Consider the following 25,094-nt stretch of genomic DNA (forward strand, 5'->3'; position numbering starts at 1 on the left):
GCCAACCTGCCAGTTTCACCACCCGCAGCAATGACTCCTGGATCACCTCCAAGGTGAAAGCCGATATGTTCGGCACCAAGAACTTCGACAGCACCAAGGTCAAGGTGGTCACCGAGAACGGCGAGGTGTTCCTGATTGGTCTGGTGACTCGCCAGGAGGGAGAGCAGGCAGTCAACATCGCCCGCCATGTCACCGGCGTGAAGCGCGTGATCAAGGCCTTCGAGTTCGCCCAGAACTAAGCTCGACCGCACATAAAAAAACGCAGCCAATCGGCTGCGTTTTTTATTTGATCACCTTCAGGGTCGGACGACCGCTTGGACGCGGCGGTTCCGGCTCAGGCTCCACCGGCGCTTCGGCCTGCTCCAGCCAGATATCGTAACCCGGCTCGGGCGGGAACATGGTGCCCACGCCGTTCTCCCGGGCATGAATAGCCAGTACGGCCGCCATCGGGATGTAAACCTGCTGGGAGACCCCGCCAAAGCGGGCACTGAAGCTGATAGCCTCGTTATCCATGTGAAATTGCATCACGGCTCGGGGCGCGATATTCAGTACAATTTGCCCGTCCTGAGCAAACTGCATCGGCACCATCACATGGGGAATGTTGACGTTGACCACCAGATGAGGGGTCAGATCGTTGTCCAGCAACCAGTCAAAGAACGCCCGTAACAAGTACGGGCGACTCGGCGTCATTGTCGGTTCCATGCTCATACGCCAGCACGGATCTCGCGTTCGGCTTCGGTCAGAGAAGCCTGGAAGGACTCACGCTCGAACAGACGAACCATGTAGGCCTTCAGCTCTTTGGCACCACGACCGGTCAGGTCGATGCCAAGGCTCGGCAGACGCCACAGCAGCGGTGCCATGTAGCAATCCACCAGACCGAACTCTTCGCTCATGAAATAGGGCATTTCACCGAAGATCGGCGCGATGGCCAGCAGGTTGTCACGCAGTTCGTTGCGTGCCGCTTCAGCATCGGTACCGGCCATGATCTTGTCGGCCAGGGAGTACCAGTCCAGCTCGATGCGGTGCATCATCAGACGGCTGTTACCACGGGCAACCGGATAAACAGGCATCAGGGGCGGATGCGGGAAGCGTTCGTCCAGATACTCCATGATGATGCGCGAGGTGTAGAGTGCCAGCTCACGATCAACCAGGGTCGGTACAGAGTTGTACGGGTTCAGCTCGGCCAGCTCATCCGGCAGATTGGCTGGATCAACCTGGCAGATATCCACGCTAACACCCTTCTCCGCCAAGACAATACGCACCTGATGGCTGAACATATCGTTGGCACCGGAAAACAGCGTCATTACCGAACGCTTATTGGCAGCTACAGCCATTGAACCCTCCCGTCATTAAAAAGCAGAAACGGCAATGAAGCATCTTGGTCTTCATTGCCGTGCATTATATTACCCGGATCTGGTCGCTTAGTGAACGTCGCGCCAGAATTCCTTCTTCAACAGCACAGTGAAGATGAAGAAGATCACGATGAAACCAAGCACCCAGAAGCCCATGCGTTCACGCTCCTGTTGTACCGGTTCAGCCGAGTAGACCAAGAAGTTTACCAGATCCAGTACCGTCTGATCATACTCTTCGTCATCCATTTCACCATTACCGTCAGATTTGATGCTGACAACCTGCTGGGTTTCCACTCCGTCGACCGTGTGAGTAGCGAATTCGGCACGGGGGGTTCCCTGCAACGGCTCCAGCACATGGGGCATGCCCACGGATGGGAACACGGCGTTGTTCACCCCGAACGGACGGGTCTCATCCACGTAGAAGGAACGCAGATAGGTGTAGATCCAGTCTGCACCGCGCACCCGGGCAACCAGAGTCAGATCGGGGGGCGGCGCACCAAACCACTTGGCGGCATCCTTCTCTGACATGGCGCTCTTCATCAGGTCACCGACCTTTGCGCCGGTGAAAATCAGGTTCTCTTTCATCAAATCTTCGGGGATCCCGAGATCTTCTGCGACCCGGTTATAACGCTGATACTGGGTAGAGTGGCATCCGGCGCAATAGTTCATGAAGGTGGCGGCGCCGCGTTGCAGCGATGCCTTGTCACTCAGATCGTAATTGGCTTTGTCCAGATGAACAGCTCCGCCACTTGCAAATACCAGAGATGGCAGCAGGGTCAGCACTGCAAATATTATTCTTTTCATTTAAATGTCACCCTCTCCGGCAGCGGCTTGGTGCTTTCATTCTTGCTATAGAAGAACAGCAGGACGAAGAACCCGAAATATCCCAGTGAACAGATCTGGGCAACCAGCGTCAACGTCGGCGTCGATGGCAGCACCCCCAACACCCCCAGGATGATGAAGCAGACCACAAACTGGGCAATGTTCAGCTTGTGCAGCATGCTGCGATAACGCACCGAGCGCACCTTGCAGCGATCCAGCCACGGCAGCAGGAACAGCACCACGATGGAGAGACCCATCATGATGACGCCAAGCAGCTTGTCCGGCACCGCCCGCAAAATGGCGTAAAACGGCGTGAAGTACCACACAGGCGCAATGTGCTCCGGAGTTTTCAGACCGTTGGCCACTTCAAAGTTCGGCTTCTCGAGGAAGTAACCCCACATATCCGGCTTGAAGAAAATGATGGCGCAGAAGAAGAACAGGAAGCCTGCCACACCGATCATATCCTTGACGGTGAAGTAAGGGTGGAACGCCACCGCATCCAGCGGCCAGCCGTTCTCGTCCTTGTGCTTCTTGATGTCGATACCGTCCGGGTTGTTGGATCCCACTTCGTGCAGCGCCAGAATGTGCATGGCAACCAGCATTACCAGCACCAGCGGCAACGCGATGACGTGCAGCGCGAAGAAGCGGTTAAGGGTCGCACCGGAGATGACGTAGTCACCGCGGATCCACAGGGTCAGATCGTCACCGATGACCGGAATGGCGCCAAACAGCGAGATGATGACCTGGGCACCCCAGAATGACATCTGGCCCCAGGGCAACAAGTAACCCATAAAGGCTTCCGCCATCAGCACCAGGAAGATCAGCATGCCGAAGATCCACAGCAGTTCACGAGGCTTCTGATAAGAGCCATAGATCATGCCGCGGAACATGTGCATGTAGACCACGATGAAGAATGCAGACGCACCGGTTGAGTGCATGTAACGCAGCAGCCAGCCGTACTCCACATCGCGCATGATGTACTCCACGGAGGCAAACGCACCTTCCGCGGAGGGGTTGTAGTTCATGGTCAGCCAGATACCGGTGATGATCTGGTTGACCAGCACCAGCATGGCCAGCGAGCCGAAGAAGTACCAGAAGTTCAGGTTCTTCGGTGCCGGATACTTGGCCATGTGGTCGTTGTACATGGCCGTGAGCGGGAATCGATAATCGATCCAGCCCATCAGTTTACTCAACATGGTCAGGCCTCCTTGCCATCGGCACCGACCTGGATGGTGGTGTCATTAATGAATTGATAGGGCGGAATGACCAGGTTCAGCGGTGCAGGCACCCCCTGGAACACACGGCCGGCCATGTCGAACTTGGAGCCATGACACGGGCAGAAGAAGCCGGACGTAACGCCCTGCACCTGCTCGCCAAAGCTGTCAGGCAGATAGGAAGGTGAACACCCCAAGTGGGTGCAAATACCGACCGCGACAAAAATTTCGGGCTTGATCGATCTGTACCCGTTATGGGCATAGTCAGGCTGCTGCGGCTCTTCAGATGAGGGATCCCGCAGCTTGTCATCATGCGCGGCCAAGGCATCCAGCGTCTGTTTGGTGCGTTTCACCACCCAGACAGGCTTGCCTCGCCACTCGACACGGATGAGCTGACCCGGTTCCAACTTGCTGATATCGACTTCAACCGGCGCACCGGCTGCTTTGGCCTTGGCGCTCGGATTCCATGACTTTATAAACGGCACTGCGGTAAACGCAGCTCCTACCCCACCAACGGCAACCGTTGACCAGGTAAGAAATCTGCGGCGACCGGTATCAACTGGCGCATTGCTCATCCAAAAACTCTCCCATGTGGACTCCGCACATTCTTATAGTGTCCCTGTTCCCCATTTTTCCCGTGACAACAGCGGCGGAAGCTGGATTTACAATTGCCACAGAAAACAGGGGAAATTTTAAAGAAAAGATAACAACTTGACAAGAAAGAGCGGTGAGCAATGAAAACAATAAAGAAACAATTTTTTGTCTTTTGTGACGCGTGGTTAGCATTGATGTCGGTAATATTACCAATAAAAAAAGCCTGGCGGTTGCCAGGCTTTTTTGACACTCGAAAGAGTGAGTACCAAAAGCGAATTAACGCTTGGAGTACTGCGGACGCTTACGAGCTTTGTGCAGACCAACTTTCTTACGCTCAACCTTACGGGCATCACGAGTAACAAAGCCAGCTTTACGCAGTTCGGAACGCAGGGTTTCGTCGTACTGCATCAGAGCACGAGTGATACCGTGGCGGATCGCACCAGCTTGACCGGAGATGCCACCACCGTTAACGGTGATGTACAGGTCCAGTTTCTCGGTCATCTCAACCAGTTCCAGCGGCTGACGAACTACCATGCGGGCAGTCGGACGGCCGAAGTACTGCTCCAGGGAGCGCTGGTTGATTACGATCTTGCCGCTACCCGCTTTGATAAATACGCGAGCAGTGGAGCTTTTGCGACGGCCGGTACCGTAGTATTGATTTTCTGCCATGTTGCCAGTTCCCGATTAGATATCCAGTACTTGAGGTTGCTGAGCAGCATGAGCATGCTCGGCGCCTGCGTAAACTTTCAGTTTACGGAACATGGCACGGCCCAGAGGACCTTTCGGCAGCATGCCTTTGACGGCTGCTTCGATTACCATTTCCGGTTTACGCTGAATCAGCTTGTCGAAGCTGATTGACTTGATACCACCCGGGAAACCGGAGTGAGCGTGGTACATTTTGTCGGTAAATTTCTTACCGGTTACGTGTACCTTCTCAGCGTTTACAACGATGATGTAATCACCGGTGTCAACGTGCGGAGTGTACTCAGCTTTGTGCTTACCACGCAGACGAGCAGCGATCTCGGTTGCGATACGACCCAGAGTTTTACCTTCTGCGTCCACAATGTACCAGTCACGTTTTACGGTTTCTGGCTTGGCAACGAAAGTTTTCATTAAGTTAAACCCAATTACCTGTTACAGACCCAATTGCTTATGGGGGCTCTCCCACAAACAACAAACGATGGCCTACCTGTACCCCTTCGAATACAAGTAAAGCTTAAAGTGTTGCTGTCTTATCGACAGCTGTAACGTGGGCCGGGCGATTATAAGTGAAGTTGCCTTAAATATCACCTGCTAATTTCACTGCCATGAAACCAGCAAATGTCGCCCGGCCCTACCTGCCGCAGATGCCCATCCGACTGGCAGGCGCGGTATTGTGACTAAGGAAGGTGCACTCTGGCAAGGTATTCGTGCGATTGCATTTCCTGAAGCCGCGAAAGACAGCGTTTGAATTCGAAATTCAGCAGCCCTTCGCCGTAGAGTTCTGTCATGGGAACCGCCGCCGACATGATGAGTTTGACGTGCCGTTCGTAGAACTCATCAACCATGGCAATGAAGCGGCGAGCCGCGTCATCTGTGCCTGTGCCCATTGGTTGCACATTGGCCAGCAGAACGGTATGGAACAGCCTGGCCAGCTCGATATAGTCGTTCTGGGAGCGGGGAGTACAACAAAGTTGCTCAAATTCCATATAGAGCACCCCTTCCCCCACCCCGAGCGACGCCAGCTGACGATGATTGACCTCAAACGCCCCCTCGCAAGCCGTGTGCCCACCGCTTAATTGCTGAAAATAGTGGTCAAGATTGGCTTTTGCCTGCAAATCCAGCGGGCAGTGATAAATCTCGGCTTGTTCCAGCGTACGCAGACGATAGTCGATACCGCCATCTACGTTAAGTACCTCGCAATAACGCTCGATTAGCTCGATAGCTGGCAGAAAACGGGCTCGCTGCAGCCCGTTGCGATAAAGATCCTGCGGCGGAATATTTGAAGTGGCGACCAGCACAACACCGTGACCAAACAGCTCCTGAAACAGCGTGCCCAGCAACATGGCGTCGGTGATGTCGGAGACAAAAAATTCGTCGAAACAGATGATGTCTGTCTCGCTGGCAAGCTTGCTGGCCACCAGCTTGAGGGGATCGGACTGCCCGCTCAACCCCTGCAGTTCATCGTGAATGCGGTGCATGAAGCGGTGGAAATGGCTGCGCATCTTGCGCGTCCCCGGCAGGCTGTCGAAAAAAGTATCCATCAGCCAGGTCTTGCCTCGGCCCACTCCGCCCCACATATAGATACCGAGGACGGGCTCCGGCGGCTTGGGCTTTTGCAGCCAACCCAGCAGCCCTCGATATCTGGTCGGAGTCGGGCGCCGTAGCAAATCCTGATACAGTCGCTCCAGCCTGCTAATGGCCATCCCCTGCGCGGGGTCGGCCACAAAGCCGGGGCGCAGCAGATCCTGCTGGTATTTTTGCTGCGGTGTCATCCTTGAGCGCCTCTCCAAGTCCCTGAATCGAGGACAAAATGGTATCACGGCCTCAGGACGCACGGTATAGTGCCATCAAGGCATGGCGGTTATGACGACCGCATAAACCCACTCTGTTTTAGCTGTAACAAGGAGCATCTATGAGTCTGTTAACTGGGATCCTGCTGGCTGCCGCGGCCTTGATTATCGGTATCGTTCTCGGCCGTTTTTCGGTGCGTAGCCGCGATGCTGGCCGTCTCGAACAGGAACTGAAGAAGGCCCACAAGGAGCTCGAAAGTTATCAGGGCCAGATCAACACCCACTTCGCCGACAGTGCCGCCCTGATGGAGCAACTGGCCGAGCAGTATCAAACCCTCTATCGCCACATGGCCGAGCAGAGCAAATTCCTGGCCAAGGCGCAGGAACCGCTGTTCCGCGAATCATTGGTAGAAGAAGCCCCTGCCAATGTGGCAGAAGAGCCGGGCGTTCCGCCTCGCGACTATGCTGGCGCCTCTTCCGGACTGCTCAAGCAACCAAACTAGTTCCTCGCGGAACTAATTGGCCAGTCCCGTGGTCTGACCTTGACGATTGCAATGCAACTTTTTCTGGGAGCTGTTTTTCATATGCGTAAACCTCTTTCCATGCTCAGTGTGCTAGCCCTCAGTGTCGGTATCGCCATGTCTGCGGCCCCTGCTCAGGCTGCACTGCCTTCCCTGTTAGGTTCAAATCAGGAGATGCCAAGCCTGGCGCCTGTTCTCGAACAGGTCACCCCGGCGGTGGTCAATATCTCGGTTTCTGGCAAAAAAATTACCCGTCAGCGTCTGCCGGAACAGTTCAAGTTCTTCTTCGGCCCCAACATGCCCGATGAACAGGTGAGCGAGCAGCCGTTCCAGGCGCTCGGCTCCGGTGTCATCGTCGATGCCAAGAAGGGTTACGTGATCACCAACGCCCATGTGGTGCACGAGGCGGACGAGATCAAGGTCAACCTGAAGGATGGTCGTGAGTATGCGGCCAAGAAGATCGGTGAAGACAAGCAGTCCGACATCGCCCTGCTGCAAATCAAGGCCGAGGACCTGGTACAGATCAAGTTCGCCGACTCCGACGAGCTGCGGGTGGGTGACTATGCGCTGGCCATCGGCAACCCGTTTGGTCTGGGCCAGACCGTCACCTCCGGTATTGTCAGCGCGCTGGGTCGCAGCGGCCTCAACATCGAGAATCTGGAGAACTTCATCCAGACCGATGCGGCCATCAACTCCGGTAACTCCGGCGGTGCCCTGCTCAACCTGCGTGGCGAGCTGATCGGTATCAACACCGCGATTCTGGGCCCGAACGGCGGCAACATCGGCATCGGCTTTGCCATCCCTTCCAACATGGTGCGGGACCTGACCGAGCAGATCGTCAAGTACGGTGAAGTGCGTCGCGGCCAGCTGGGTATTACCGGCACCGAGCTCACCTCCGACATCGCCAAAACCTTCGGTTACAACAAGAAGGATGGTGCCTTCGTCAATCAGGTCATGCCTGATTCGGCGGCCGACAAGGCGGGCATCAAGGCCGGCGATATCATCGTCAGCATCGATGGCAAACCGGTTCGCTCCTTCGGCGAACTGCGCGCCAAGATTGCCACCATGGGCGCTGGCAAGCAGGTCGAACTGGGGCTGATCCGCGATGGCAAGTCACAAACTGCCAAAGTGACCCTGAAGCAGGCCGATGACAGCGAAGTACGCGCCAGCGCGCTGCATCCGGCACTGGAAGGGGCCAAGCTGAGCACCACCACCGACCCGGTCTCCGGTGTCGCGGTGGCCGATATTGATCCTCGCTCTCCGGCAGCCGCTTCCGGCCTGCAGAAGGGTGACATCATCATCGGAGTCAACCGCCTGCGCATCAACACCCTGGGCGAGCTGACCAAGGCGCTCAAGAACAAGCCTGACGTGCTGGCGCTAAACATCCAGCGTGGCGACTCCTCGCTCTATCTGGTGATCCGCTAACACCCGGGTTGTTCGCCACTCTCTCCATCACCCGCGGTCTTCACCGCGGGTGATTTTTATCCATCGATAGTGTTATTCTCTGCGCGCAGCCTGTACGGATGAGAATGACATGAAAATCCCCCCTTTAGTCAGTTACTTGGGCAAGTCTGTCGGTTTTGGATTGACCGTCGCGGCGCTGCTGTTGCTGCTGTTTCCCCATTTTCGCGGTGGTGCCCAACTGCCCGGCATCATCACCAATGCCCGTGAACTGAGTTTCTCCTATGCCGCCCATCGGGCAGGCCCTGCCGTCGTCAACATCTACACCCGCAGCTTTGCCCCCAATCAGGGCAATCAGGGGGAACTGCGCCCGCAAGGGCTGGGTTCTGGCGTCATCATGAATCAGCGCGGCTATGTGCTGACCAACTACCATGTCATCGCCGATGCCGACCAGATCATCGTCGCGTTGCAGGATGGCCGGGTCTTCAGCGCCGAGCTGGTCGGCACCGATCAGCTCACCGACCTCGCCGTGCTCTATATCGAGTCAGACAACCTGCCAGTGATCCCGCAGGATCCGGAGCGACTGCCAGAAGTGGGGGATGTGGTGCTCGCCATCGGCAACCCCTACAACGTCGGTCAGACCATCACCCAGGGCATCATCAGCGCGACCGGCCGTACCGGCCTCTCCAGCATGGGGCCCGACAGCAATGGCCGTCAGGATCTGCTGCAGACCGATGCCGCCATCAACGAGGGCAACTCGGGTGGCGCGCTGGTCAACGGCCGTGGCGATCTGGTGGGTATCAACACCGCCACCTATCACCTCAACGGCAATCAGGAGAGCTACGGCATCAGCTTCGCCATCCCCTACCGGCTGGCAAAACGGATCATGGATGAACTGATCGCCAACGGCCGGGTGATCCGCGGCTACCTCGGGATCTCCAGTGTCGAGATCAACCCCATAGTCGCGCGGATGATGAACCTCGGCGACCTGCGTGGTCTGGTGGTGGAGAGTCTGGATCCCAACGGACCGGCGGCCAAAGGCGGCCTGCAGCGAGGGGATGTGCTGCTCAAGATCAACGGAGAGGCCATCAGTGGCGTACGCAGCGCCATGGACAAGATTGTCGAGAGCCGCCCCGGCACCAAGCTGACCATCTCGGTATTCCGCTCCGGCAAGCCGCTGGAAGTGGTGGTCACCATAGAGGAAGACCTGCGCTATCAGCAGAGAACGGCCAGCTCGAGCGCCGCATCGGCCAGCTAGCGTCACTCCTTTTAATGAGAAGGGCGGGAAACCGCCCTTTTCCACATCAGTCCCCTCGGCAACGTCTCTTACCGTGAGATGACTCACAGTTTCCCGCAACGCTTGCCCTGCCCCCGCCCCCCGATTTGTGCGCTACCGATCACACAAAACCGGTCCCAATAAGCACTCTTTTTGTCTTTTCAGTATCCAAACGCTCACTTCGGGGCCATTTCCTCAGGAATTTCCGCTTCGAATCGGAAAAACACTGCCTCCTCCACATCGACGCGCAGGCTTAGGGTAACTCCATACCTTCTGCCAGCCTTGGAGAGCAGACATTGCAAACAGAGACTCACGACCAGACCCTGACCCCGAACAGCCCGGAGTTGCTGCGCCAGACCGATCATATCCTCGCGCGCATTTATCCCCTGCTGGCCGAACAGGGCATCATCCCCAACGAGGTGCAACGGCAGATGCTGGCCTCCCATGTCAAAGCCATGGTGTGGCGCTCCCACAGCGGCGAGCCCCTGCCGGAGGTTGACCTCAGCCTGTTTGAAGAGATCTCCCCCCTCTCACTGCGTCTCGCCGAACAGGTCGTCAGCTGGCTGGATCAGCTTGCTTATGAGGAGGCACACCTCTTGTCCGTCCATTTTGAAGTCGCCAAAGAAAACGAACTCAGCTCGGTGCAGAACCCGTAACTCAAGGAGAAATCGATATGACAGCCATCAAACTCGTGATCGGAGACCGTCTCGGCAAGGGTCAGAAAGTGGGCGCAGGCGCGGAAGCTGCCGGGGCCAACGTGACCATCATCCCCGGCATGGCCGCTGACATGAAGCTCGGCGACGTGATGAACAAGGAGCAGGCGGATCTCGGCATCTCCTTCTGCGGCAGCGGCGGCGCAGGGGCGATCACCGCCCAGACCAAATACGGCTACAAGTGCCGCTACGGCATGCGCTCTGTTGAAGAGGGCGTCACCGCCATCAACGAAGGGTGCGTGGTGCTGGGCTTCGGTTTCATGGACAAGGAAGAGCTGGGCCAGAAGCTGGTCGAAGCCTTCGCCAAGAAGCACGGACGCGCCTGATGAAAGAGAACTTCACCACCCAGGTCATCGTCAACGGCAAGGGGACGACCCGCCAGCAGGCGTTTGCCTCCGCCCTCAGCCAGGTGCAACCCACACTGCTCAAGGACAACCAGCAGGTACTGCTGCGTATTGAGCCGGTCGATGTACAGGTGCTCAAAGCCGAGGAGTCGGTCCGGGTGGAGAAGTTCCTGTTCTTCTTCCTGCCGCGCCAGCGCCGCGAATACCGCGTCCAGCTGGAGATCAAGGTTCAGGTCACCAGCCTGGATGTCGCCAAGGTGACATTCACCCAAGTGTGATGCCTGCGCAGGCACAACCCCACAAGAAGGATACGTTGGATGTTTCTAATCATTTTTATCAAGTCACTCATCATTGGCGGCCTGGTTGGCGTCGGGGTGGGGGCCGGCGCGGCGCGGATGTTCCACGCCCCGACCGTACAGGGCATGGGTGCCTTCCGCACCCTGGGCGAACTTAACTCCTGCGAAGGGGATCCCGCTTCCCACTTCTCGTTTGGTCTGGGCTTCTTCTTCAACGCCTGGGCCTCGACCGTGGCGGCAGGCGCCTTCACCCAGGATGTGGATCACCGCATCATCCCGCATTGGGCCACGGCGGCACTGCTGTTCAAAAATCGGGATCTCGCCACCACTCTGCACGACCCGAAAAAGATGGCCATCGCCGGCGGCATCATAGGTGCCATCGTGGTTGCCTTCCTCAACAGCACGGCGGCTGCCGTTCCTGCAGCTCTACAGGTCACAGCGGTCAAGGTGCTGGTACCGGCCGCCAACCTGCTGGTCAACACCGTCATGCCGGTGATCTTCTGGCTCGCTGCCATCGAGGCGGGCAAGAAATCCGGTTTCTGGGCCACCATCTTCGGCGGTCTGGCACAGCTCATCATGGGCAACGCGGTACCGGGTCTGGTGCTCGGCATCCTGATCGGCAAGGGCGTGGAAGAGAGCGGCTGGAACCACGTCACCAAGGTGATGATGGCAGCCATCGTCCTGCTGTTCGTGCTGAGCGGCTTCTTCCGCGGCTTTGACATGAAACTGATTGAGTCCTTCCATATGGGTGTCCCCCTGTGGCTGGAAAACGTCCATAACCTGCTGAGCGGCAAATAAGGGGTCACACCATGGATGAGAAACTGAAAAACAACTTCTGGTACGCCGACTGGTCATTCCCCATCTTCGTCGGCCTGCTCTCGGCCGGGGTCTTTGCCGGTACCCACATGTTCTATCTGTACGGGGTTGGTGCCTTCAACGAGGTAGCCTTCGTCGCCATGCTGAAAGCCGGCATGGACACGGGTGCCTACGGCGCGGTAGCCGCGTTCGGTGCCAGCTTCCTGTTCGCCCGCATCATCGAGGGCTCCCTGGTGGGGATCCTGGATATCGGCGGTGCCATCCAGACCGGGGTCGGACTGGGCGTTCCCGCCCTGCTGTTGGGGGCCGGCATCGTCTATCCGGTGGAGAACTTCGGTGCCTCGCTGGCAACCGGCATGGGGATTGGTCTGGCCATCGGCTACGTCATCATTCTGGCGCGCCGCACTCTGGTTTACACCGTGCTGGCCCCGCAGGGGATTGACTGGGGGAATGGTGAAATCGCGACGCTCATCTTCGTGCTGGCCATCAGCAAGGCCGACTACGAGGAGGCGATGGGTCTCTACGACCTGTTTCTGGCACTGATGAACGAAAAAGCCAGCAGGAATCTGCTGGCTTGTCGCGATTTTGCCAGCTTCAAAGCGCTGGTGCGTACCGGTTCATAACATATAACGAGGAGTGACTACTCCTCATTGAAGCCGGAGGTGAACAGCTCCACCACGGCGGCCAGGGCCTCGACCTCTTCGGGGCCCTCAACCTGTACTTCCACCTGCCGCCCTTGCGCGGAATCCAGCATCAGCAGGCCGATGATGCTGTCAGCATCGGCCTCCACACCATCTTCATTGCGCAGCAGCACGTGGGCATCGAAGCCCTGCACCAACTCGAACAGCATCATGGCTGGTCTGGCATGAATACCCAGCTTGTTTTTCACTTCAACCGAGGCGGAAACAGTCATCGGGTCGTCCTATTGGTCCGTCAGGATTGGGGGGCACTCTTGTCGAGAGTGCGGTGGCGGATCTGCACGTTCTTGCCAAGCAAACTGAATGCACTGGCCAGCCGCTCTGCAATAAAGACCGAGCGGTGCTGACCGCCGGTGCAACCGATGCCGACCGTGAGGTAGCTGCGATTGTTGCGCTCCAGATGGGGCAACCAGGTCGCCAGCATGTTCTCGATCTGCTGGGTAAACAGCATCACGTCAGCCTGCGCCGAGAGGTAGTTGGCGACCGGCTCATCCTTGCCGGTGAAGGGCTTGAGCTCGGGGATCCAGTGCGGGTTAGGCAGGAAGCGGGCATCGAACACGAAGTCGGCATCCTTGGGAATGCCGTACTTGAAGCCGAACGACTCGAACACCAGCACCAACTCGTTCTCTTTCTTGCCGAGTACCCGGGTCTTGATGAGCTCGCTCAGGTCGTGAATGCTGAGGGAGGTGGTGTCGATGCGCAGGTCAGCGGTCGAGGAGATGGGCGCCAGCAGGTGGGTCTCCTCCCGAATCGCCTCATCCAGCGACAGCTTGTTGCGTGAGAGGGGGTGCAAACGGCGGCTCTCGCCATAGCGCTTGAGCAGGGTGCCGTTGTCGGCGTCGAAGAAGAAGCTGGAGAACTCTACCCGCCCCTCATTGCGCACCTGAGCCAGCAGATTTTCCAGTTTCTCCGGATCGCTCGGCAGGTTGCGCACATCAATACTGACCGCCAGCTTGTCGTACTGGCTCTCCACCGAGACAATCAGCTGGGGCAGCAGATTGACCGGCAGGTTGTCCACACAGTAGTAACCCAGATCTTCCAGCACTCGCAGGGCTACCGTTTTACCGGAGCCCGAACGTCCACTTACCACGATTAACTGCATCTTGTTCCCTCACGCCAAAACGGGTGTCTCATCCTTGGCCTGCTGTCAGGCCGAGGTCATGATCTGATAGAGCTCTTCGTCGCTGGTTGCCTGACGCAACTGGCGGCAAACCGCCTTGTCACCCAGCTTGGAAGCCATCAGAGAAAGGGTCTTGAGATGCTGCTTGCACTCGCTTTCCGGCACCAGCAAGGCAAACAGCAGGTCAACCGGTTGATTGTCGATGGAGTCGAAAGGAATAGGATCGGCAAAGGTCATCAGGATCGCGGTTGGCGGGAACTCATCGTCAATGCGACCGTGGGGGATCGCAATACCGGCACCGATCCCGGTACTACCCATTTTTTCGCGGGCCAGCAAGCATTCAAACAGCGCCTGACGGGAGGTGCCAAGGCGTTCGGCGGCCAGCTCGCTGATGATTTCGAGGGCGCGTTTCTTGCTGGTACAAGGGACTGCACTCTTGGTGCAGTCCCGACTCAGTATGTGTTCAAGTTGCATGGTTATTTTTTATTTAACTTATCTTTGTGCTTGATGATCTGCCTGTCCAGCTTGTCGAGCAAGGTGTCTATCGCAGCATACATATCGGCATGTTCAGAGTTGGCAAACACTTCGCCACCGCTGACGTGCAATTTGGCTTCCGCTATCTGGTTCAGTTTTTCCACGCTAAGCACCACATGAACATTGTTGATGTGGTCGAAGTGACGCTCGAGTTTGGCAAATTTGTTATTCACATAATCACGCAGAGCTTCGGTGATCTCGACATGGTGTCCGGTCAGGTTAATTTGCATAACATCATCCTTTTGTTTGCCTAAACCAGGCGTTTGCGCTGATTGGAAGGTGGGATAAACAAGGATTCGCGATACTTAGCGATCGTGCGTCTCGCCACCATAATACCCTGTTCGGCCAGCAAATCCGCGATCTTGCTATCACTTAACGGCTTGGCAGGATTCTCTGCCGTGACCAGCTTCTTGATGAGCGCGCGAATTGCGGTCGATGAGCACTCTCCTCCTCCTTCGGTGTTCACATGGCTGGAGAAAAAAAACTTCAATTCGAAGATACCACGGGGGGTATGCATGTACTTCTGGGTCGTCACCCGGGAGATGGTCGACTCATGCATCTCTACCGCTTCGGCGATGTCATTGAGCACCATCGGCTTCATCGCCTCTTCACCATACTCGAAAAAGCCCTGTTGCTGCTCGACAATGCAACTGGCCACTTTCAGCAGGGTGTCATTGCGACTTTCCAGGCTCTTGATGAACCACTTGGCTTCCTGCAAATGGGAGCGAATAAACTGGGTGTCGGTGCTGCTGCGGGCGTTGCGGGCCATGGCGGCATAGGTCTCGTTGACCCGAATGCGGGGGGCGGAGTCGGGATTGAGCTCGACCACCCACTTGCTGCCCTTCTTGACCACGGAGACGTCGGGGATCACGTACTGGGAGTCGCTCTGGATGATGCCGTTGCCGGGACGCGGCTCCAGCAGCTGGATCAGATCCAGCACCTCCTTGAGGTCGCTCTCCTTGAGTTTTGTCTTGCGGGCGAGGGTGCGGTAATCCCGGTTGCCGAGCAGCTCCATGTGCTCGAGGATCACCTCCTTGGCCTCGTTGAGCCAGGGGGTCTGCGGGTCATACTGATCCAGCTGGATCAGCAAACACTCCTGCACAGAACGGGCAGCAATACCGACCGGATCGAAGTGCTGAACCCGCTTGAGTACCGCCTCGACCTCATCGAGTTCCACCTCTACGTCATCGCTGGTAACGGCAGCCTGGATATCCTCCAGCGCAACGGTCAGATAACCGGATTCGTCGATGGCATCGATGATGGCGAGCGCGATGGCGGCATCCACATCGCTAAACGGTGTGAGCCGCATCTGCCACAGCAGATAATCCTGCAGGTTTTCGGTGGTTTCACCCTGATAGACGCTATCTTCCCCATCGTGGATGGGGCCCGCACTCTGGGCGGTGCCGGCAGAGTAAACCTCGTCCCAGGTGGTATCCACCGGCAACTCGTCCGGCATCTGCTCCTGAGCCATGGCATCGCTGGAATCCAGCTGGCTGGCATCGACCGGCGCTTCCGGACTGGTCTCTTGCGCCTCGCTCTCTTCCTGCTCCAGCAGAGGGTTGTTTTCGAGCGCTTGCTGAATTTCCTGCTGAAGTTCCAGAGTGGAGAGCTGGAGCAGACGAATCGCTTGTTGTAATTGCGGCGTCATGGTCAGGGACTGACCGAGACGCAACTGTAATGTCGGCTTCATCTACGTCGGGATATCCTTATGTTCAGCGAGGCACTCGTCAAAGGAAATGAAGGCATGCCCCCTTACTATAGACTGAATTGATCGCCCAAATAGACGCGCTTGACCTGCTCATCGGCAAGGATGTCAGCCGGTGCACCTTCGGCAATCATCTTGCCGTGGCTGACGATATAGGCCTTCTCACATACGTCCAGAGTCTCTCTGACGTTGTGGTCGGTAATCAAGACGCCAAGGCCTCTATCTTTCAGATGCTGAATGATCTTCTTGATGTCTATCACAGAAATCGGGTCAACCCCTGCAAAGGGTTCATCCAGCAGAATAAAACGCGGTTCGGCCGCCAGCGCACGGGCAATCTCGACCCGACGGCGCTCACCGCCGGAGAGGCTCTGACCCAGGTTGTCGCGAATGTGAGTGATATTGAACTCTTCCAGCAGTTGCTGAACCTTGTCCTCACGCTCCTCACGGCTCAACCCTTTACGGGTCTGCATCACCCCCATCAGGTTGTCGAACACCGACAGGCGACGGAAGATGGAGGCCTCCTGCGGCAGATAACCGATGCCGTTACGCGCCCGCACATGCATGGGCTGCAGGCTGATGTCCTGATCGTCGATAGTGATGAGACCGGCATCGCGCTGCACCAGCCCCACGATCATGTAGAAGGAGGTGGTCTTGCCCGCCCCGTTGGGGCCGAGCAGGCCGACAATCTGGCCAGTGCCCACTTCAAGACTGACGTCACTCACCACCATGCGGCGCTTGTAGCTCTTCTGCAGGCCCACTGCTTTCAACACTGCCATGGCTTATTTTCCCTGCTTCTTCTGGTCGGCGGGCTTGTCGAAATTCTCTACCTGATCAGGCAGGAACACGGTTTTGACCCGCTGGCTCGGGCTCTTGCTCTCGGCGATCATCTTCTGTTTGACGATGTCGTAGCGGATCAGATCACCATTGACCTGGCTATCTTCCTGCTTGAGCTGACCGTTGCCGGTGATGGTCACCAGCCGGTTCTTCAGCTCGTAGCGGATGGTATTGCCGTGGGCATTGACCGGCTTGCCGTTATCCAGGATCTGGAAGAAGGTGGCGGGCTTGCCGTAGGCAGTCATCACCTCGGCCCCTTTCTCGCCGGAACGGGTCACTACCACCTTGTCAGCCTTGATCCGGATGGTGCCCTGATTGATGGTCACATCCTCTTCGAAGGTGATGCGGTTGTCCTGCATCTCGGCCACCTGTTTGACGGCATCGACGTAGACCTTCTCGGCAAAGTCGGACTCTTTGGCGGTCACCGCACCACACAACAATAGGGCTGCGAGGGCCAGATTAGCGTTTTTCATTGAAATAGATGGCATGGCCTTGATCCAGTAACTCAAAATATTTGCGGTCCAGATGGCCCTTGAGGCCAACCCCTTGGGTCTGGAAATCCCGACCCAGAATGTTCACTTCCCGGTTGCTGCGCACATCCTGCGTCACCAGATCCAGCTCCAGATAGGGGGTATCCAGTGTGGAAATGAAAGAAGTGGGCAGCAGACCATCCAGATGCACCTTGCCCCGCAGGATGACGTTGTCGCCGGTGTTGAGCACGCCGGTTTCGGCAGTCACCTTCCACTCGGCGGCACCCTGATCGTCATACATGTAGACCACCGGCTTGTCGAAGGTGGCCTGCTCGAGGATTTGATAATACTCGGCGTAGGTCGACTCCAGCCGCTCGGTGCGCTTGCCATTGATATCAAAACGGGTGGTCACCAGATCTTTGGCGACAAAATCCGGCTGATAGTTTTCGATTTTGACGGCGCTCTCCGGCACCAGCTCAACCTTGCCCAACTGCCAGGCAACCAGCGCGACCAGAAACAGCAGGGCAAACAACAGGGTCTGTCTGCTCATACCGAGGCCTCGGGCTGATAATCGTCGTGGCCCTGCGCCTGCAAAATGAGGTCACACACCTCGCGCACCGCGCCCATGCCACCGCCAAGCCGGGTCACCATATCGGCACGACTCAGCACCAGCGGATGGGCATCGGCCACCGCGATACCCAGGCCGCAGGCGGCCATCACCGGCAGATCGATGGTGTCATCGCCCATATAGGCGGCCTGTTCCGGGGTCAGCCCCAGCTTAGCCAGCAGCGCTTCGAAGTAAGGCAGCTTTTTATCAGCCCCCTGCACCACATGGGCCACACCCAGACTTTTCATCCGATCACTGACGATTCGGGAGTTGCGCCCGGTGATGATGGCGATCTCGATCCCGGCATTGAGCAGTGCTCGCATGCCCGCACCATCACGGGTGCAGAAGGTTTTCAGCTCTTCGCCGTTGTTTCCCATGTAGATAAGGCCGTTGGAGAGCACCCCGTCCACATCGCACACCAGCAGGCGGATTTGCGCCGCCTTGTCGAACTGGCTGCGCGTCACCGGACCATAGAGGGTCGGTACGTTTTGCATCAAATTACTCCGGCTTTCAGCAGGTCGTGCATGTTGAAGGCGCCGAGCGGGCGTTTCTCTTCATCCACGACCAGTAATCCGTTGATTTTTCTCGTTTCCATCAGTTTGACGGCTTCCGCAGCCATCATCTCTGGACCTACGGTAACACAGTTGGCCGTCATCACACGGCTGATGGGGGTGTGATGGATATCGATCTGCTGGTCAAGAATGCGGCGCAGATCGCCATCGGTAAAGAGCCCGGCCAGCAGGCCATCGCCATCGACCACCGCCGTCATACCGAGCCCCTTGCGGCTCACTTCCAGCAGCGCCTGGCTGATGGTGGCATCTATCCCCACCCGGGGCAACAGCTCACCGCTGTGCATCAGGTCGCCGACCCGCAGCAACAGACGCTTGCCAAGGGAACCGCCCGGGTGAGAGAGGGCGAAGTCATCGGCGGTAAAACCGCGCGCTTCCAGCAGGGCCACCGCCAGGGCATCGCCCATGACTAAGGTTGCCGTGGTACTGGAAGTGGGTGCCAGACCCAGCGGGCAGGCCTCTTTCTCCACCTTGATACACAGGTGCACGTTGGCCTCTTTGGCCATGGTGGAGGCGGGATTGCCAGTCATGCAGATGAGCGGAATGCCGCGGCGCTTGAGTACCGGCAGCAGGGCCAGGATTTCGTCACTCTCGCCGGAGTTGGAGATGGCGATAATAAGGTCGCCACTGGAGATCATCCCCAGATCGCCGTGACTCGCTTCTCCCGGGTGAAGGAAGAAGGCCGGGGTGCCGGTGCTGGCGAGGGTGGCGGCGATCTTGCTGCCGATATGGCCCGATTTGCCCATGCCGGTGACCACTATCTTGCCACCGCAGCGCAGCACCATTTCGCACGCCTTGTCGAAGGCGTCATTCAGATACTGATAGAGTCCATCAATGGCTTGCTTTTCTGTGTCCAGCACCGCGCGGGCACTGCGACGAAAATCGAACAGTTCAGACACTTTCTCAGGCTTTACAGACATAAAGACACAGCTCCGGGCCGAAATTAGCTGCGGGATTATAAAAAAGTCTGCCCGGATAAGCGAATCGGATGGCAAGTCCCGCTCTCAATGACGCACTTTGTTACAGAAAACTGTCGTGCAAATGGGCTTGCAGCCTGTTCAATAGTTGTTCCTTGCTGTTGCTTAGACCTAGACTACCCCATAAAATTCGCACCTCATTTACACCGGATGGACAATTGTTTGAACAATGACCTGATCACCATCTCCGATCTGACCTTCAGTCACGGAGATCGGCTGTTGTATGACGGGATCAACCTGACCATTCCTCGTGGCAAGGTGACCGCCGTCATGGGCCCGAGCGGCATCGGTAAAACCACCCTGCTGCGGCTGATCGGTGGCCAGCTCAAGCCGGAGTCCGGTCACATTCTGTTTGACGGGGAAGATATCCCCACCCTCTCCCGTTCGCGCCTCTATGAAGTGCGCAAACGGATGAGCATGCTGTTCCAGAGCGGCGCCCTGTTTACCGGCATGACGGTCTACGACAACGTGGCCTTCCCGCTGCGGGAACACTCCGGCCTGCCGGAGGAGCTGATCCACACCATCGTCATGATGAAGCTGCAGGCGGTGGGCTTGCGCGGCGCGGCGAAACTGATGCCCTCCGAGCTCTCCGGCGGCATGGCGCGCCGGGCGGCGCTGGCACGGGCAATTGCGCTCGATCCTGACCTCATCATGTATGACGAGCCGTTCGTCGGGCAGGACCCCATCACCATGGCGGTGCTGGTCAAGCTGATCAAGGAGCTGAACGATGCCCTCGGTATCACCTCCGTCATCGTCACCCACGATGTGAAAGAGGTGCTGAGCATCGCCGATTACGCCTACATCATTGCCAATCGCAAGGTGGTGGCGCACGGTACGCCGGATCAGCTGCGCGAGGAGCACAATCCCGAAGTCGAGCAGTTCCTCAAAGGATTGCCCGATGGTCCTGTCCCGTTTCATTTTCCGGCAGGCGATCTGCTACAGGATCTCTGATGTTGATAAGTCAAATAAGCAAGCTGGGGCGGGTCGGAGTGCGGTTTATCAGCTCCGTCGGTCGCGCCACCATCATGTTGTTCCATGCGCTGGCGGGCAAACCCGAGCCGCACAAGCACTTCCCGCTGCTTGTCCAGCAGCTCTATGTGGTGGGTGTGCAGTCGGTGGCCATCATTCTGGTCTCCGGCCTGTTCATCGGCATGGTGCTCTCGCTGCAGGGTTACAACGTATTGAAGGATTTCGGCGCCGAGCAGAGCCTGGGACCGCTGGTCTCCCTCTCCCTGCTGCGTGAGCTGGGCCCTGTAGTCACGGCGCTGCTGTTTGCCGGCCGTGCCGGTTCGGCCCTGACCGCTGAAATCGGCCTGATGAAAGCCACCGAGCAGCTTTCAAGCCTCGAGATGATGGCGGTCGACCCGCTGCGTCGAGTGGTTGCCCCCCGCTTCTGGGCTGGCGTCATCAGCATGCCGCTGCTGGCCTTTATGTTCAGCCTGATCGGTATCTTCGGCGGCAAGCTGGTCGGTGTGGACTGGCTCGGCGTGGACGAAGGGGGCTTCTGGTCTGCCATGCAGGCCTCCGTCGACTGGCATGAAGACATCATGCAGGGCGCCATCAAGAGCCTGATTTTCGCCCTGGTGGTCACCTGGATTGCGCTCTTTAACGGCTATGATGCCAAGCCGACCTCGGCCGGGATCAGTCAGGCCACGACCCGTACCGTGGTCCACTCATCCCTCGCCGTGCTCGGCCTGGATTTTATACTCACTGCAGTCATGTTTGGATAAGGTAAAGATGAAGTTCAGCAAAGTAGAATTCTTGGTCGGCACCTTCATGCTGGCTGGCATCGGTGCCATTCTGGCACTGGCCCTGCAAGTGGCCGGTTTGAGCTTCAAACCGGAAGGAGAAACCTATACCCTGCGCGCGCATTTCGATAATATCGGCGGCCTGAAAGTCCGTTCGCCGGTCAAGGTCGGCGGCGTGGTGGTAGGCCGGGTCAGCGACATCGTACTGGACCCGAAAACCCAGGTGCCCGAAGTGACCCTGATGATGCAAAAGAGCGCTGGCCAGTTTGCCGATACCAGTTCCCTCTCCATCCTCACCTCCGGTCTGCTCGGCGAGCAGTACATCGGTCTGGCCCCCGGCTTCAGCGATGAGGAGATGGGCACCGAGATGCTCAAGGATGGCGACCTGATTGAAGACACCAAATCCGCCATCGTGCTGGAAGATCTGATTGGCAAGTTCCTCTACAGCCAATCCTCCGACAGCAAATCAGACAGCAAGAAGGAGTAACCATGTTCAAGAAAATCGCCCTGCTGCTGGGTCTGATGACCAGCATGCTCTTTTCCCTGTCTGCCCAGGCCGCAGTCGATGCCACCGACCCCAACGCGCTGGTGGATCAGGCTGCCAAGCAGACCTTTGCCCGCCTGAAGGCCGATCAGGCCCAGGTGAAGAGCAATCCGGATCACCTGCGGGTGATCATCCGCGAAGAGCTGCTGCCCTATGTGGACAACCGCTTCGCCGCCTACAAGGTGCTTGGCAACCAGATTAAAGAGACCACCGAAGCGCAGCGCAATGCCTTCGTCGAGGTGTTCACCGAGTACATGGTGAGCTCCTACGCCGATGCGCTGGCCCATTTTGACAAGCAGACCGTCAAGGTCGAGCCGGGCAAAGCCCCCAGCGGCAATATCACCGCCGTCAACGTCAGCGTGAAAGAGGCCGGCAAGCCGGACATCTTCCTCGAGTTCAAGCTGCGCAAGAACAACAAGACCGGCGAGTGGAAAGCCTTCGACATGGTGGCAGAGGGGATCAGCCTGCTCTCCGCCAAACAGAGCGAGCTGGGCGGTTTGATCCGCCAGAACGGCATCGATGCGGTGATCGCCCAGTTGCGCGAACACAACGCCAAGCCGCTGGTACTCAAACCATGACCCTCAGCGGTGAGCTGCAGGCGCCACAGGTCAATGACCTGTGGCAACGCCGCGCTGAATGGTGGCAGGACGACCAGCTTGAGCTCGGCGGCGTCACCACCCTCGACTCTGCCGGACTGGCCCTGCTGGTCAAATGGGCCAAAGCCGTATTAGCGCGAGGCGCCACACCGCAACTGGTGGGCGCCTCCAGTGATTTCTATACCCTGGCCAACCTCTACGGGGTGGCCGGGCTGTTTCAGTCAACCCCGCTCACAACTGAGGACGCATAATGCAAGTCTCTGAAATTGAAGCGATACTCCTTGAGGCTCTGCCATTGTCCGAAGTCCATGTCAAAGGGGACGGTAGTCACTACCAAGTGATCGCCGTCGGTGACATGTTTGACGGCATGAGCCGGGTCAAGAAGCAGCAGGCCATCTATGCCCCGCTGATGGACAAGATCGCCAGCAACGCCATTCACGCCCTCTCCATCAAAGCGTTCACCGACGCCGAGTGGAAACGCGAACGTAAATTCCTATTGCCCTCCTGATTTGGTAACGAAGTAAAAATGGACAAATTCAAAATCGATGGTCGTTGTACTCTCAACGGCGAAGTGACCATCTCCGGCGCCAAAAACGCCGCGCTGCCGATCCTGTTCGCGACCCTGCTCTGTGATGAAGAGGTACACCTCTCCAACGTGCCGCGCCTGAAAGATGTGGGCACCACCATCAAGCTGCTGGAGATGCTGGGCGCCACCACCAAGGTCAACGGCAACGTCACCGTGCTGACCGGTGCGGTGAACAACCATGTCGCCCCCTACGAGCTGGTGAAGACCATGCGCGCCTCCATTCTGGCGCTGGGCCCGCTGGCCGCCCGTTTCGGCGCGGCTGACGTCTCCCTGCCAGGCGGTTGCGCTATCGGTGCCCGTCCGGTCAACCTGCACGTCCACGGCCTGGAGCTGATGGGTGCCAAGATCACCATCGAAGATGGTTACATCAAGGCCCGTGTCGATGGTCGCCTGAAAGGCGCCCACATCCTGATGGACATGGTCTCCGTGACCGGTACCGAAAACCTGATGATGGCCGCCACCCTGGCTGATGGCCGCACCGTGATCGAAAACGCCGCACGCGAGCCGGAAGTGGTCGATCTGGCCAACTTCCTCAATACCCTGGGAGCCAAGATTCAGGGTGCGGGCACCGATACCCTGACCATCGACGGTGTCGAGCGTCTGCACGGCGGCAACTACAGTGTGCAGCCTGACCGCATCGAAACCGGTACCTTCCTGGTGGGCGCAGCGGTCACCGGCGGCAAGATCACCTGCCGCAAGACAGACCCGACCCTGCTGGAAGCGGTACTGGTCAAGCTGGAAGAGGCTGGCGCCCTGATTGAGAAGGGTGAAGACTGGATCACCCTCGACATGACTGGCCGCACCCTCAAGCCGGTCACTATCAAGACTGCCCCCTACCCGGCATTCCCGACCGACATGCAGGCACAGTTCACCGTGCTGAATGCTGTCGCCAAAGGCACCGGCATGGTCACCGAGACCATCTTCGAGAACCGCTTCATGCACGTTCCCGAACTGGTACGGATGGGCGCAGACATCGAACTGCAGGGCAACGTAGCCATCTGCCGTGACACCGAGCAACTCAAGGGTGCCCAGGTAATGGCGACCGATCTGCGCGCCTCCGCCAGTCTGGTGCTGGCCGGCTTCGTGGCCGAAGGCTCCACTATCGTCGACCGTATCTATCACATCGACCGTGGCTACGAAGACATCGAGCAGAAGCTGCAGGGTCTGGGTGGCCGCATCGAACGCATCAAGAGCTGATAGCACCCTGATCGCTGGCCGATAAAAAGGCCCCCTCGCGTTGGCGAGGGGGCCTTTTTCATGGTTTCGGTTCTGTTGAAACCGGGATCAGTGACCCGCCAGCTTCATATTCTCTACCAGCACCGAGCCAGTCTTGAGACTGGATCGTTCATCCTCGTCACGACCCACCGCCACGATATGGCTGAACATCTCGGCCAGATTGCCGGCGATGGTGATCTCCTCGACCGGATAGGCTATCTCGCCATTCTCGACCCAGAAACCGGCGGCGCCACGGGAGTAGTCGCCATTGACGATATTGACCCCCTGCCCCATCAGCTCGGTCACCAGCAGACCGGTGCCCATCTCTTTCAGCATGCCTTGAAAATCCTGGCCGGTATTGGAGACCTGCCAGTTGTGGATGCCACCGGCGTGACCCGTGGTGGTCAACCCCAGCTTGCGAGCGGAGTAGGAGGTAAGCAGCCAGCTCATCAGCTCGCCATTGCGCACTATGTCCATATCTCGGGTGCGCACCCCTTCCCCATCGAACGGGGTACTGGCAAGCCCGCCCAGCAGGTGGGGGAACTCCTGAATGGTGAGCCACTCGGGCAGGATCTGCTTGCCCAATTTGTCGAGCAGGAAGCTCGACTTGCGATAGAGGTTGCCGCCGCTGATGGCCATCACCAGATGGCCCCACAGACCGGAGGCTGTGTCAGGGTGGAACAGCACAGGCGCGTGACGGGTAGAGATCTTGCGGGCGCCGAGGCGGGAGACGGTACGCTCCACCGCCTCATCGGCGATGCGCTGCGGGCTCCAAAGTCCGTCGAGGGTACGGCTGGAGGAGTAGCCGTAATCCCGTTGCATGTCGCCATCCTGCTCGCCGATCAGCACGCAGCTCAGGGAGTTGCGCGACGCCGCATAACCTTTGACGAAGCCGTGGCTGTTGCCATAGACCTTGATGCCTAGATGGCTGGAGAAACCGGCGCCGTCGGAGTGCTTGATACGGGCATCGCGGCCCAGAGCGAGTCGTTCGCACTCGATGGCCAATTCGATCCCGCGCTGGGGATCCAGTTCGATTTGGTGGCACAGTTG

The 25,094-nt window shown here is 57.9% G+C and carries 35 protein-coding genes; 16 read left to right on the plus strand and 19 right to left on the minus strand.

Annotation, left to right across the window (positions count from 1 at the left end):
* On the plus strand, positions 1–239 hold a 239-nt coding region (locus AB5Y85_RS18500; RefSeq protein WP_368221946.1), incomplete at its 5' end, for a BON domain-containing protein.
* A gap of 43 nt (positions 240–282) precedes the next feature.
* Here the strand turns inward: AB5Y85_RS18500 and AB5Y85_RS18505 are convergent.
* From AB5Y85_RS18505 to zapE, 8 genes are all read right to left on the minus strand, one after another.
* Complete coding sequence (locus AB5Y85_RS18505) at positions 283–708, minus strand: ClpXP protease specificity-enhancing factor (RefSeq protein WP_005336278.1); 426 nt, start codon at positions 706–708, stop codon at positions 283–285.
* Positions 705–1,334, minus strand: coding sequence for a stringent starvation protein SspA (sspA, locus tag AB5Y85_RS18510; RefSeq protein WP_005336279.1), 630 nt, complete (start codon positions 1,332–1,334; stop codon positions 705–707). The genes AB5Y85_RS18505 and sspA overlap by 4 nt, the downstream gene beginning before the upstream one ends.
* Before the next feature lie 87 nt (positions 1,335–1,421).
* The gene (locus AB5Y85_RS18515; RefSeq protein WP_005336280.1) at positions 1,422–2,156 is read right to left on the minus strand and encodes a cytochrome c1; all 735 of its coding nucleotides are present in this window, start codon (positions 2,154–2,156) and stop codon (positions 1,422–1,424) included.
* Entirely contained in the window at positions 2,153–3,370 is a 1,218-nt protein-coding gene (locus tag AB5Y85_RS18520; RefSeq protein WP_005336282.1) for a cytochrome bc complex cytochrome b subunit, read from the minus strand. Before AB5Y85_RS18520 ends, AB5Y85_RS18515 begins: the two co-directional genes overlap by 4 nt.
* Positions 3,371–3,372: 2 nt before the next feature.
* Positions 3,373–3,963 carry a ubiquinol-cytochrome c reductase iron-sulfur subunit gene (gene petA / locus AB5Y85_RS18525; protein ID WP_005336284.1) on the minus strand — a complete coding sequence of 197 codons (591 nt, stop codon included), beginning with the start codon at positions 3,961–3,963 and terminating at the stop codon, positions 3,373–3,375.
* A gap of 295 nt (positions 3,964–4,258) precedes the next feature.
* A complete protein-coding gene (rpsI, locus tag AB5Y85_RS18530) occupies positions 4,259–4,651 on the minus strand; it encodes a 30S ribosomal protein S9 (protein ID WP_005336286.1) in 393 nt (130 codons plus the stop codon).
* A 15-nt stretch (positions 4,652–4,666) separates the two neighbouring features.
* Positions 4,667–5,095 carry a 50S ribosomal protein L13 gene (gene rplM, locus AB5Y85_RS18535; protein WP_005336289.1) on the minus strand — a complete coding sequence of 143 codons (429 nt, stop codon included), beginning with the start codon at positions 5,093–5,095 and terminating at the stop codon, positions 4,667–4,669.
* A gap of 266 nt (positions 5,096–5,361) precedes the next feature.
* Positions 5,362–6,456: a cell division protein ZapE gene (gene zapE / locus AB5Y85_RS18540; RefSeq protein WP_257686528.1), complete on the minus strand. Its 1,095-nt coding sequence runs from the start codon at positions 6,454–6,456 to the stop codon at positions 5,362–5,364.
* A gap of 140 nt (positions 6,457–6,596) precedes the next feature.
* Here zapE and AB5Y85_RS18545 point away from each other — a divergent pair, with 140 nt between their 5' ends.
* From AB5Y85_RS18545 to AB5Y85_RS18580, 8 genes are all read left to right on the plus strand, one after another.
* A complete protein-coding gene (locus tag AB5Y85_RS18545) occupies positions 6,597–6,977 on the plus strand; it encodes a YhcB family protein (RefSeq protein WP_257686527.1) in 381 nt (126 codons plus the stop codon).
* An 81-nt stretch (positions 6,978–7,058) separates the two neighbouring features.
* Positions 7,059–8,420, plus strand: coding sequence for a Do family serine endopeptidase (locus AB5Y85_RS18550; protein WP_005336295.1), 1,362 nt, complete (start codon positions 7,059–7,061; stop codon positions 8,418–8,420).
* A gap of 109 nt (positions 8,421–8,529) precedes the next feature.
* Positions 8,530–9,654, plus strand: coding sequence for an outer membrane-stress sensor serine endopeptidase DegS (gene degS, locus AB5Y85_RS18555; RefSeq protein WP_005336297.1), 1,125 nt, complete (start codon positions 8,530–8,532; stop codon positions 9,652–9,654).
* Between the two features lie 314 nt (positions 9,655–9,968).
* Positions 9,969–10,328 (plus strand): transcriptional regulator, encoded by a 360-nt coding sequence (locus tag AB5Y85_RS18560; protein ID WP_005355140.1) that lies wholly within the window; start codon positions 9,969–9,971, stop codon positions 10,326–10,328.
* Between the two features lie 17 nt (positions 10,329–10,345).
* Positions 10,346–10,711 carry an SFCGS family glycine-rich protein gene (locus AB5Y85_RS18565; RefSeq protein ID WP_005355141.1) on the plus strand — a complete coding sequence of 122 codons (366 nt, stop codon included), beginning with the start codon at positions 10,346–10,348 and terminating at the stop codon, positions 10,709–10,711.
* The gene (locus tag AB5Y85_RS18570) at positions 10,711–11,007 is read left to right on the plus strand and encodes a DUF4312 family protein (protein WP_019444839.1); all 297 of its coding nucleotides are present in this window, start codon (positions 10,711–10,713) and stop codon (positions 11,005–11,007) included. The genes AB5Y85_RS18565 and AB5Y85_RS18570 overlap by 1 nt, the downstream gene beginning before the upstream one ends.
* 39 nt (positions 11,008–11,046) lie before the next feature.
* Entirely contained in the window at positions 11,047–11,823 is a 777-nt protein-coding gene (locus AB5Y85_RS18575; protein WP_005341754.1) for a DUF4311 domain-containing protein, read from the plus strand.
* A gap of 11 nt (positions 11,824–11,834) precedes the next feature.
* Positions 11,835–12,464 (plus strand): DUF4310 family protein, encoded by a 630-nt coding sequence (locus tag AB5Y85_RS18580; RefSeq protein WP_235655421.1) that lies wholly within the window; start codon positions 11,835–11,837, stop codon positions 12,462–12,464.
* A gap of 17 nt (positions 12,465–12,481) precedes the next feature.
* Here AB5Y85_RS18580 and npr read toward each other — a convergent pair whose 3' ends face one another.
* The 10 genes from npr to AB5Y85_RS18630 all read right to left on the minus strand — a co-directional run bounded on the left by npr (position 12,482) and on the right by AB5Y85_RS18630 (position 19,298).
* Entirely contained in the window at positions 12,482–12,754 is a 273-nt protein-coding gene (npr, locus tag AB5Y85_RS18585) for a PTS phosphocarrier protein NPr (protein WP_005336318.1), read from the minus strand.
* Positions 12,755–12,774: 20 nt separating this feature from the next.
* A complete protein-coding gene (gene rapZ, locus AB5Y85_RS18590; protein WP_257686526.1) occupies positions 12,775–13,641 on the minus strand; it encodes an RNase adapter RapZ in 867 nt (288 codons plus the stop codon).
* A 45-nt stretch (positions 13,642–13,686) separates the two neighbouring features.
* Positions 13,687–14,133, minus strand: coding sequence for a PTS IIA-like nitrogen regulatory protein PtsN (gene ptsN / locus AB5Y85_RS18595; protein ID WP_005336322.1), 447 nt, complete (start codon positions 14,131–14,133; stop codon positions 13,687–13,689).
* A 2-nt stretch (positions 14,134–14,135) separates the two neighbouring features.
* Positions 14,136–14,423 carry a ribosome hibernation promoting factor gene (gene hpf / locus AB5Y85_RS18600; protein WP_005336323.1) on the minus strand — a complete coding sequence of 96 codons (288 nt, stop codon included), beginning with the start codon at positions 14,421–14,423 and terminating at the stop codon, positions 14,136–14,138.
* Between the two features lie 20 nt (positions 14,424–14,443).
* Positions 14,444–15,883 carry an RNA polymerase factor sigma-54 gene (locus AB5Y85_RS18605; protein ID WP_005336331.1) on the minus strand — a complete coding sequence of 480 codons (1,440 nt, stop codon included), beginning with the start codon at positions 15,881–15,883 and terminating at the stop codon, positions 14,444–14,446.
* Between the two features lie 65 nt (positions 15,884–15,948).
* Entirely contained in the window at positions 15,949–16,674 is a 726-nt protein-coding gene (gene lptB / locus AB5Y85_RS18610; RefSeq protein ID WP_005336333.1) for an LPS export ABC transporter ATP-binding protein, read from the minus strand.
* A 3-nt stretch (positions 16,675–16,677) separates the two neighbouring features.
* Positions 16,678–17,205, minus strand: coding sequence for a lipopolysaccharide transport periplasmic protein LptA (gene lptA / locus AB5Y85_RS18615; RefSeq protein WP_040068817.1), 528 nt, complete (start codon positions 17,203–17,205; stop codon positions 16,678–16,680).
* On the minus strand, positions 17,192–17,752 hold the full coding sequence (lptC, locus tag AB5Y85_RS18620) for an LPS export ABC transporter periplasmic protein LptC (RefSeq protein ID WP_257686525.1): 561 nt from the start codon (positions 17,750–17,752) through the stop codon (positions 17,192–17,194). The genes lptA and lptC overlap by 14 nt, the downstream gene beginning before the upstream one ends.
* A complete protein-coding gene (kdsC, locus tag AB5Y85_RS18625; RefSeq protein ID WP_257686524.1) occupies positions 17,749–18,303 on the minus strand; it encodes a 3-deoxy-manno-octulosonate-8-phosphatase KdsC in 555 nt (184 codons plus the stop codon). Before kdsC ends, lptC begins: the two co-directional genes overlap by 4 nt.
* The gene (locus AB5Y85_RS18630) at positions 18,303–19,298 is read right to left on the minus strand and encodes a KpsF/GutQ family sugar-phosphate isomerase (protein WP_123172219.1); all 996 of its coding nucleotides are present in this window, start codon (positions 19,296–19,298) and stop codon (positions 18,303–18,305) included. The genes kdsC and AB5Y85_RS18630 overlap by 1 nt, the downstream gene beginning before the upstream one ends.
* A gap of 207 nt (positions 19,299–19,505) precedes the next feature.
* Here AB5Y85_RS18630 and mlaF point away from each other — a divergent pair, with 207 nt between their 5' ends.
* From mlaF to murA, 7 genes are read left to right on the plus strand one after another with little or no spacing between them, the layout of a single operon-like run.
* The gene (gene mlaF, locus AB5Y85_RS18635) at positions 19,506–20,306 is read left to right on the plus strand and encodes a phospholipid ABC transporter ATP-binding protein MlaF (RefSeq protein ID WP_005336343.1); all 801 of its coding nucleotides are present in this window, start codon (positions 19,506–19,508) and stop codon (positions 20,304–20,306) included.
* Positions 20,306–21,085 (plus strand): lipid asymmetry maintenance ABC transporter permease subunit MlaE, encoded by a 780-nt coding sequence (gene mlaE / locus AB5Y85_RS18640; protein WP_069554191.1) that lies wholly within the window; start codon positions 20,306–20,308, stop codon positions 21,083–21,085. The genes mlaF and mlaE overlap by 1 nt, the downstream gene beginning before the upstream one ends.
* Before the next feature lie 7 nt (positions 21,086–21,092).
* Positions 21,093–21,590, plus strand: coding sequence for an outer membrane lipid asymmetry maintenance protein MlaD (gene mlaD / locus AB5Y85_RS18645; RefSeq protein WP_019444849.1), 498 nt, complete (start codon positions 21,093–21,095; stop codon positions 21,588–21,590).
* A gap of 2 nt (positions 21,591–21,592) precedes the next feature.
* Complete coding sequence (locus AB5Y85_RS18650) at positions 21,593–22,225, plus strand: phospholipid-binding protein MlaC (protein ID WP_005336350.1); 633 nt, start codon at positions 21,593–21,595, stop codon at positions 22,223–22,225.
* Positions 22,222–22,494: a lipid asymmetry maintenance protein MlaB gene (locus tag AB5Y85_RS18655; protein WP_005336352.1), complete on the plus strand. Its 273-nt coding sequence runs from the start codon at positions 22,222–22,224 to the stop codon at positions 22,492–22,494. Before AB5Y85_RS18650 ends, AB5Y85_RS18655 begins: the two co-directional genes overlap by 4 nt.
* Positions 22,494–22,751 (plus strand): BolA family iron metabolism protein IbaG, encoded by a 258-nt coding sequence (ibaG, locus tag AB5Y85_RS18660; RefSeq protein ID WP_005306001.1) that lies wholly within the window; start codon positions 22,494–22,496, stop codon positions 22,749–22,751. Before AB5Y85_RS18655 ends, ibaG begins: the two co-directional genes overlap by 1 nt.
* Before the next feature lie 18 nt (positions 22,752–22,769).
* Positions 22,770–24,026, plus strand: a complete 1,257-nt coding sequence (murA, locus tag AB5Y85_RS18665) for a UDP-N-acetylglucosamine 1-carboxyvinyltransferase (RefSeq protein WP_257686523.1) — start codon at positions 22,770–22,772, stop codon at positions 24,024–24,026.
* An 87-nt stretch (positions 24,027–24,113) separates the two neighbouring features.
* Here the strand turns inward: murA and pmbA are convergent.
* Positions 24,114–25,094: metalloprotease PmbA (gene pmbA, locus AB5Y85_RS18670; RefSeq protein WP_368221952.1), on the minus strand; the 981-nt coding region annotated here is incomplete at its 5' end.

Origin of the sequence: Aeromonas sp. R3-1, assembly GCF_040908345.1 — a bacterium.
GTDB lineage: Bacteria > Pseudomonadota > Gammaproteobacteria > Enterobacterales > Aeromonadaceae > Aeromonas > Aeromonas veronii.

Excerpts from the sequence above, each read along its gene's own strand:
- AB5Y85_RS18505 (WP_005336278.1), bottom strand. The coding sequence starts at position 708 with ATGAGCATGGAACCGACAATGACGCCGAGTCGCCCGTACTTGTTACGG.
- sspA (WP_005336279.1), bottom strand. The coding sequence starts at position 1,334 with ATGGCTGTAGCTGCCAATAAGCGTTCGGTAATGACGCTGTTTTCCGGT.
- AB5Y85_RS18515 (WP_005336280.1), bottom strand. The coding sequence starts at position 2,156 with ATGAAAAGAATAATATTTGCAGTGCTGACCCTGCTGCCATCTCTGGTA.
- AB5Y85_RS18520 (WP_005336282.1), bottom strand. The coding sequence starts at position 3,370 with ATGTTGAGTAAACTGATGGGCTGGATCGATTATCGATTCCCGCTCACG.
- petA (WP_005336284.1), bottom strand. The coding sequence starts at position 3,963 with ATGAGCAATGCGCCAGTTGATACCGGTCGCCGCAGATTTCTTACCTGG.
- rpsI (WP_005336286.1), bottom strand. The coding sequence starts at position 4,651 with ATGGCAGAAAATCAATACTACGGTACCGGCCGTCGCAAAAGCTCCACT.
- rplM (WP_005336289.1), bottom strand. The coding sequence starts at position 5,095 with ATGAAAACTTTCGTTGCCAAGCCAGAAACCGTAAAACGTGACTGGTAC.
- zapE (WP_257686528.1), bottom strand. The coding sequence starts at position 6,456 with ATGACACCGCAGCAAAAATACCAGCAGGATCTGCTGCGCCCCGGCTTT.
- AB5Y85_RS18545 (WP_257686527.1), top strand. The coding sequence starts at position 6,597 with ATGAGTCTGTTAACTGGGATCCTGCTGGCTGCCGCGGCCTTGATTATC.
- AB5Y85_RS18550 (WP_005336295.1), top strand. The coding sequence starts at position 7,059 with ATGCGTAAACCTCTTTCCATGCTCAGTGTGCTAGCCCTCAGTGTCGGT.
- degS (WP_005336297.1), top strand. The coding sequence starts at position 8,530 with ATGAAAATCCCCCCTTTAGTCAGTTACTTGGGCAAGTCTGTCGGTTTT.
- AB5Y85_RS18565 (WP_005355141.1), top strand. The coding sequence starts at position 10,346 with ATGACAGCCATCAAACTCGTGATCGGAGACCGTCTCGGCAAGGGTCAG.
- AB5Y85_RS18570 (WP_019444839.1), top strand. The coding sequence starts at position 10,711 with ATGAAAGAGAACTTCACCACCCAGGTCATCGTCAACGGCAAGGGGACG.
- AB5Y85_RS18575 (WP_005341754.1), top strand. The coding sequence starts at position 11,047 with ATGTTTCTAATCATTTTTATCAAGTCACTCATCATTGGCGGCCTGGTT.
- AB5Y85_RS18580 (WP_235655421.1), top strand. The coding sequence starts at position 11,835 with ATGGATGAGAAACTGAAAAACAACTTCTGGTACGCCGACTGGTCATTC.
- npr (WP_005336318.1), bottom strand. The coding sequence starts at position 12,754 with ATGACTGTTTCCGCCTCGGTTGAAGTGAAAAACAAGCTGGGTATTCAT.
- rapZ (WP_257686526.1), bottom strand. The coding sequence starts at position 13,641 with ATGCAGTTAATCGTGGTAAGTGGACGTTCGGGCTCCGGTAAAACGGTA.
- ptsN (WP_005336322.1), bottom strand. The coding sequence starts at position 14,133 with ATGCAACTTGAACACATACTGAGTCGGGACTGCACCAAGAGTGCAGTC.
- hpf (WP_005336323.1), bottom strand. The coding sequence starts at position 14,423 with ATGCAAATTAACCTGACCGGACACCATGTCGAGATCACCGAAGCTCTG.
- AB5Y85_RS18605 (WP_005336331.1), bottom strand. The coding sequence starts at position 15,883 with ATGAAGCCGACATTACAGTTGCGTCTCGGTCAGTCCCTGACCATGACG.
- lptB (WP_005336333.1), bottom strand. The coding sequence starts at position 16,674 with ATGGCAGTGTTGAAAGCAGTGGGCCTGCAGAAGAGCTACAAGCGCCGC.
- lptA (WP_040068817.1), bottom strand. The coding sequence starts at position 17,205 with ATGAAAAACGCTAATCTGGCCCTCGCAGCCCTATTGTTGTGTGGTGCG.
- lptC (WP_257686525.1), bottom strand. The coding sequence starts at position 17,752 with ATGAGCAGACAGACCCTGTTGTTTGCCCTGCTGTTTCTGGTCGCGCTG.
- kdsC (WP_257686524.1), bottom strand. The coding sequence starts at position 18,303 with ATGCAAAACGTACCGACCCTCTATGGTCCGGTGACGCGCAGCCAGTTC.
- AB5Y85_RS18630 (WP_123172219.1), bottom strand. The coding sequence starts at position 19,298 with ATGTCTGTAAAGCCTGAGAAAGTGTCTGAACTGTTCGATTTTCGTCGC.
- mlaF (WP_005336343.1), top strand. The coding sequence starts at position 19,506 with ATGGACAATTGTTTGAACAATGACCTGATCACCATCTCCGATCTGACC.
- mlaE (WP_069554191.1), top strand. The coding sequence starts at position 20,306 with ATGTTGATAAGTCAAATAAGCAAGCTGGGGCGGGTCGGAGTGCGGTTT.
- mlaD (WP_019444849.1), top strand. The coding sequence starts at position 21,093 with ATGAAGTTCAGCAAAGTAGAATTCTTGGTCGGCACCTTCATGCTGGCT.
- AB5Y85_RS18650 (WP_005336350.1), top strand. The coding sequence starts at position 21,593 with ATGTTCAAGAAAATCGCCCTGCTGCTGGGTCTGATGACCAGCATGCTC.
- AB5Y85_RS18655 (WP_005336352.1), top strand. The coding sequence starts at position 22,222 with ATGACCCTCAGCGGTGAGCTGCAGGCGCCACAGGTCAATGACCTGTGG.
- ibaG (WP_005306001.1), top strand. The coding sequence starts at position 22,494 with ATGCAAGTCTCTGAAATTGAAGCGATACTCCTTGAGGCTCTGCCATTG.
- murA (WP_257686523.1), top strand. The coding sequence starts at position 22,770 with ATGGACAAATTCAAAATCGATGGTCGTTGTACTCTCAACGGCGAAGTG.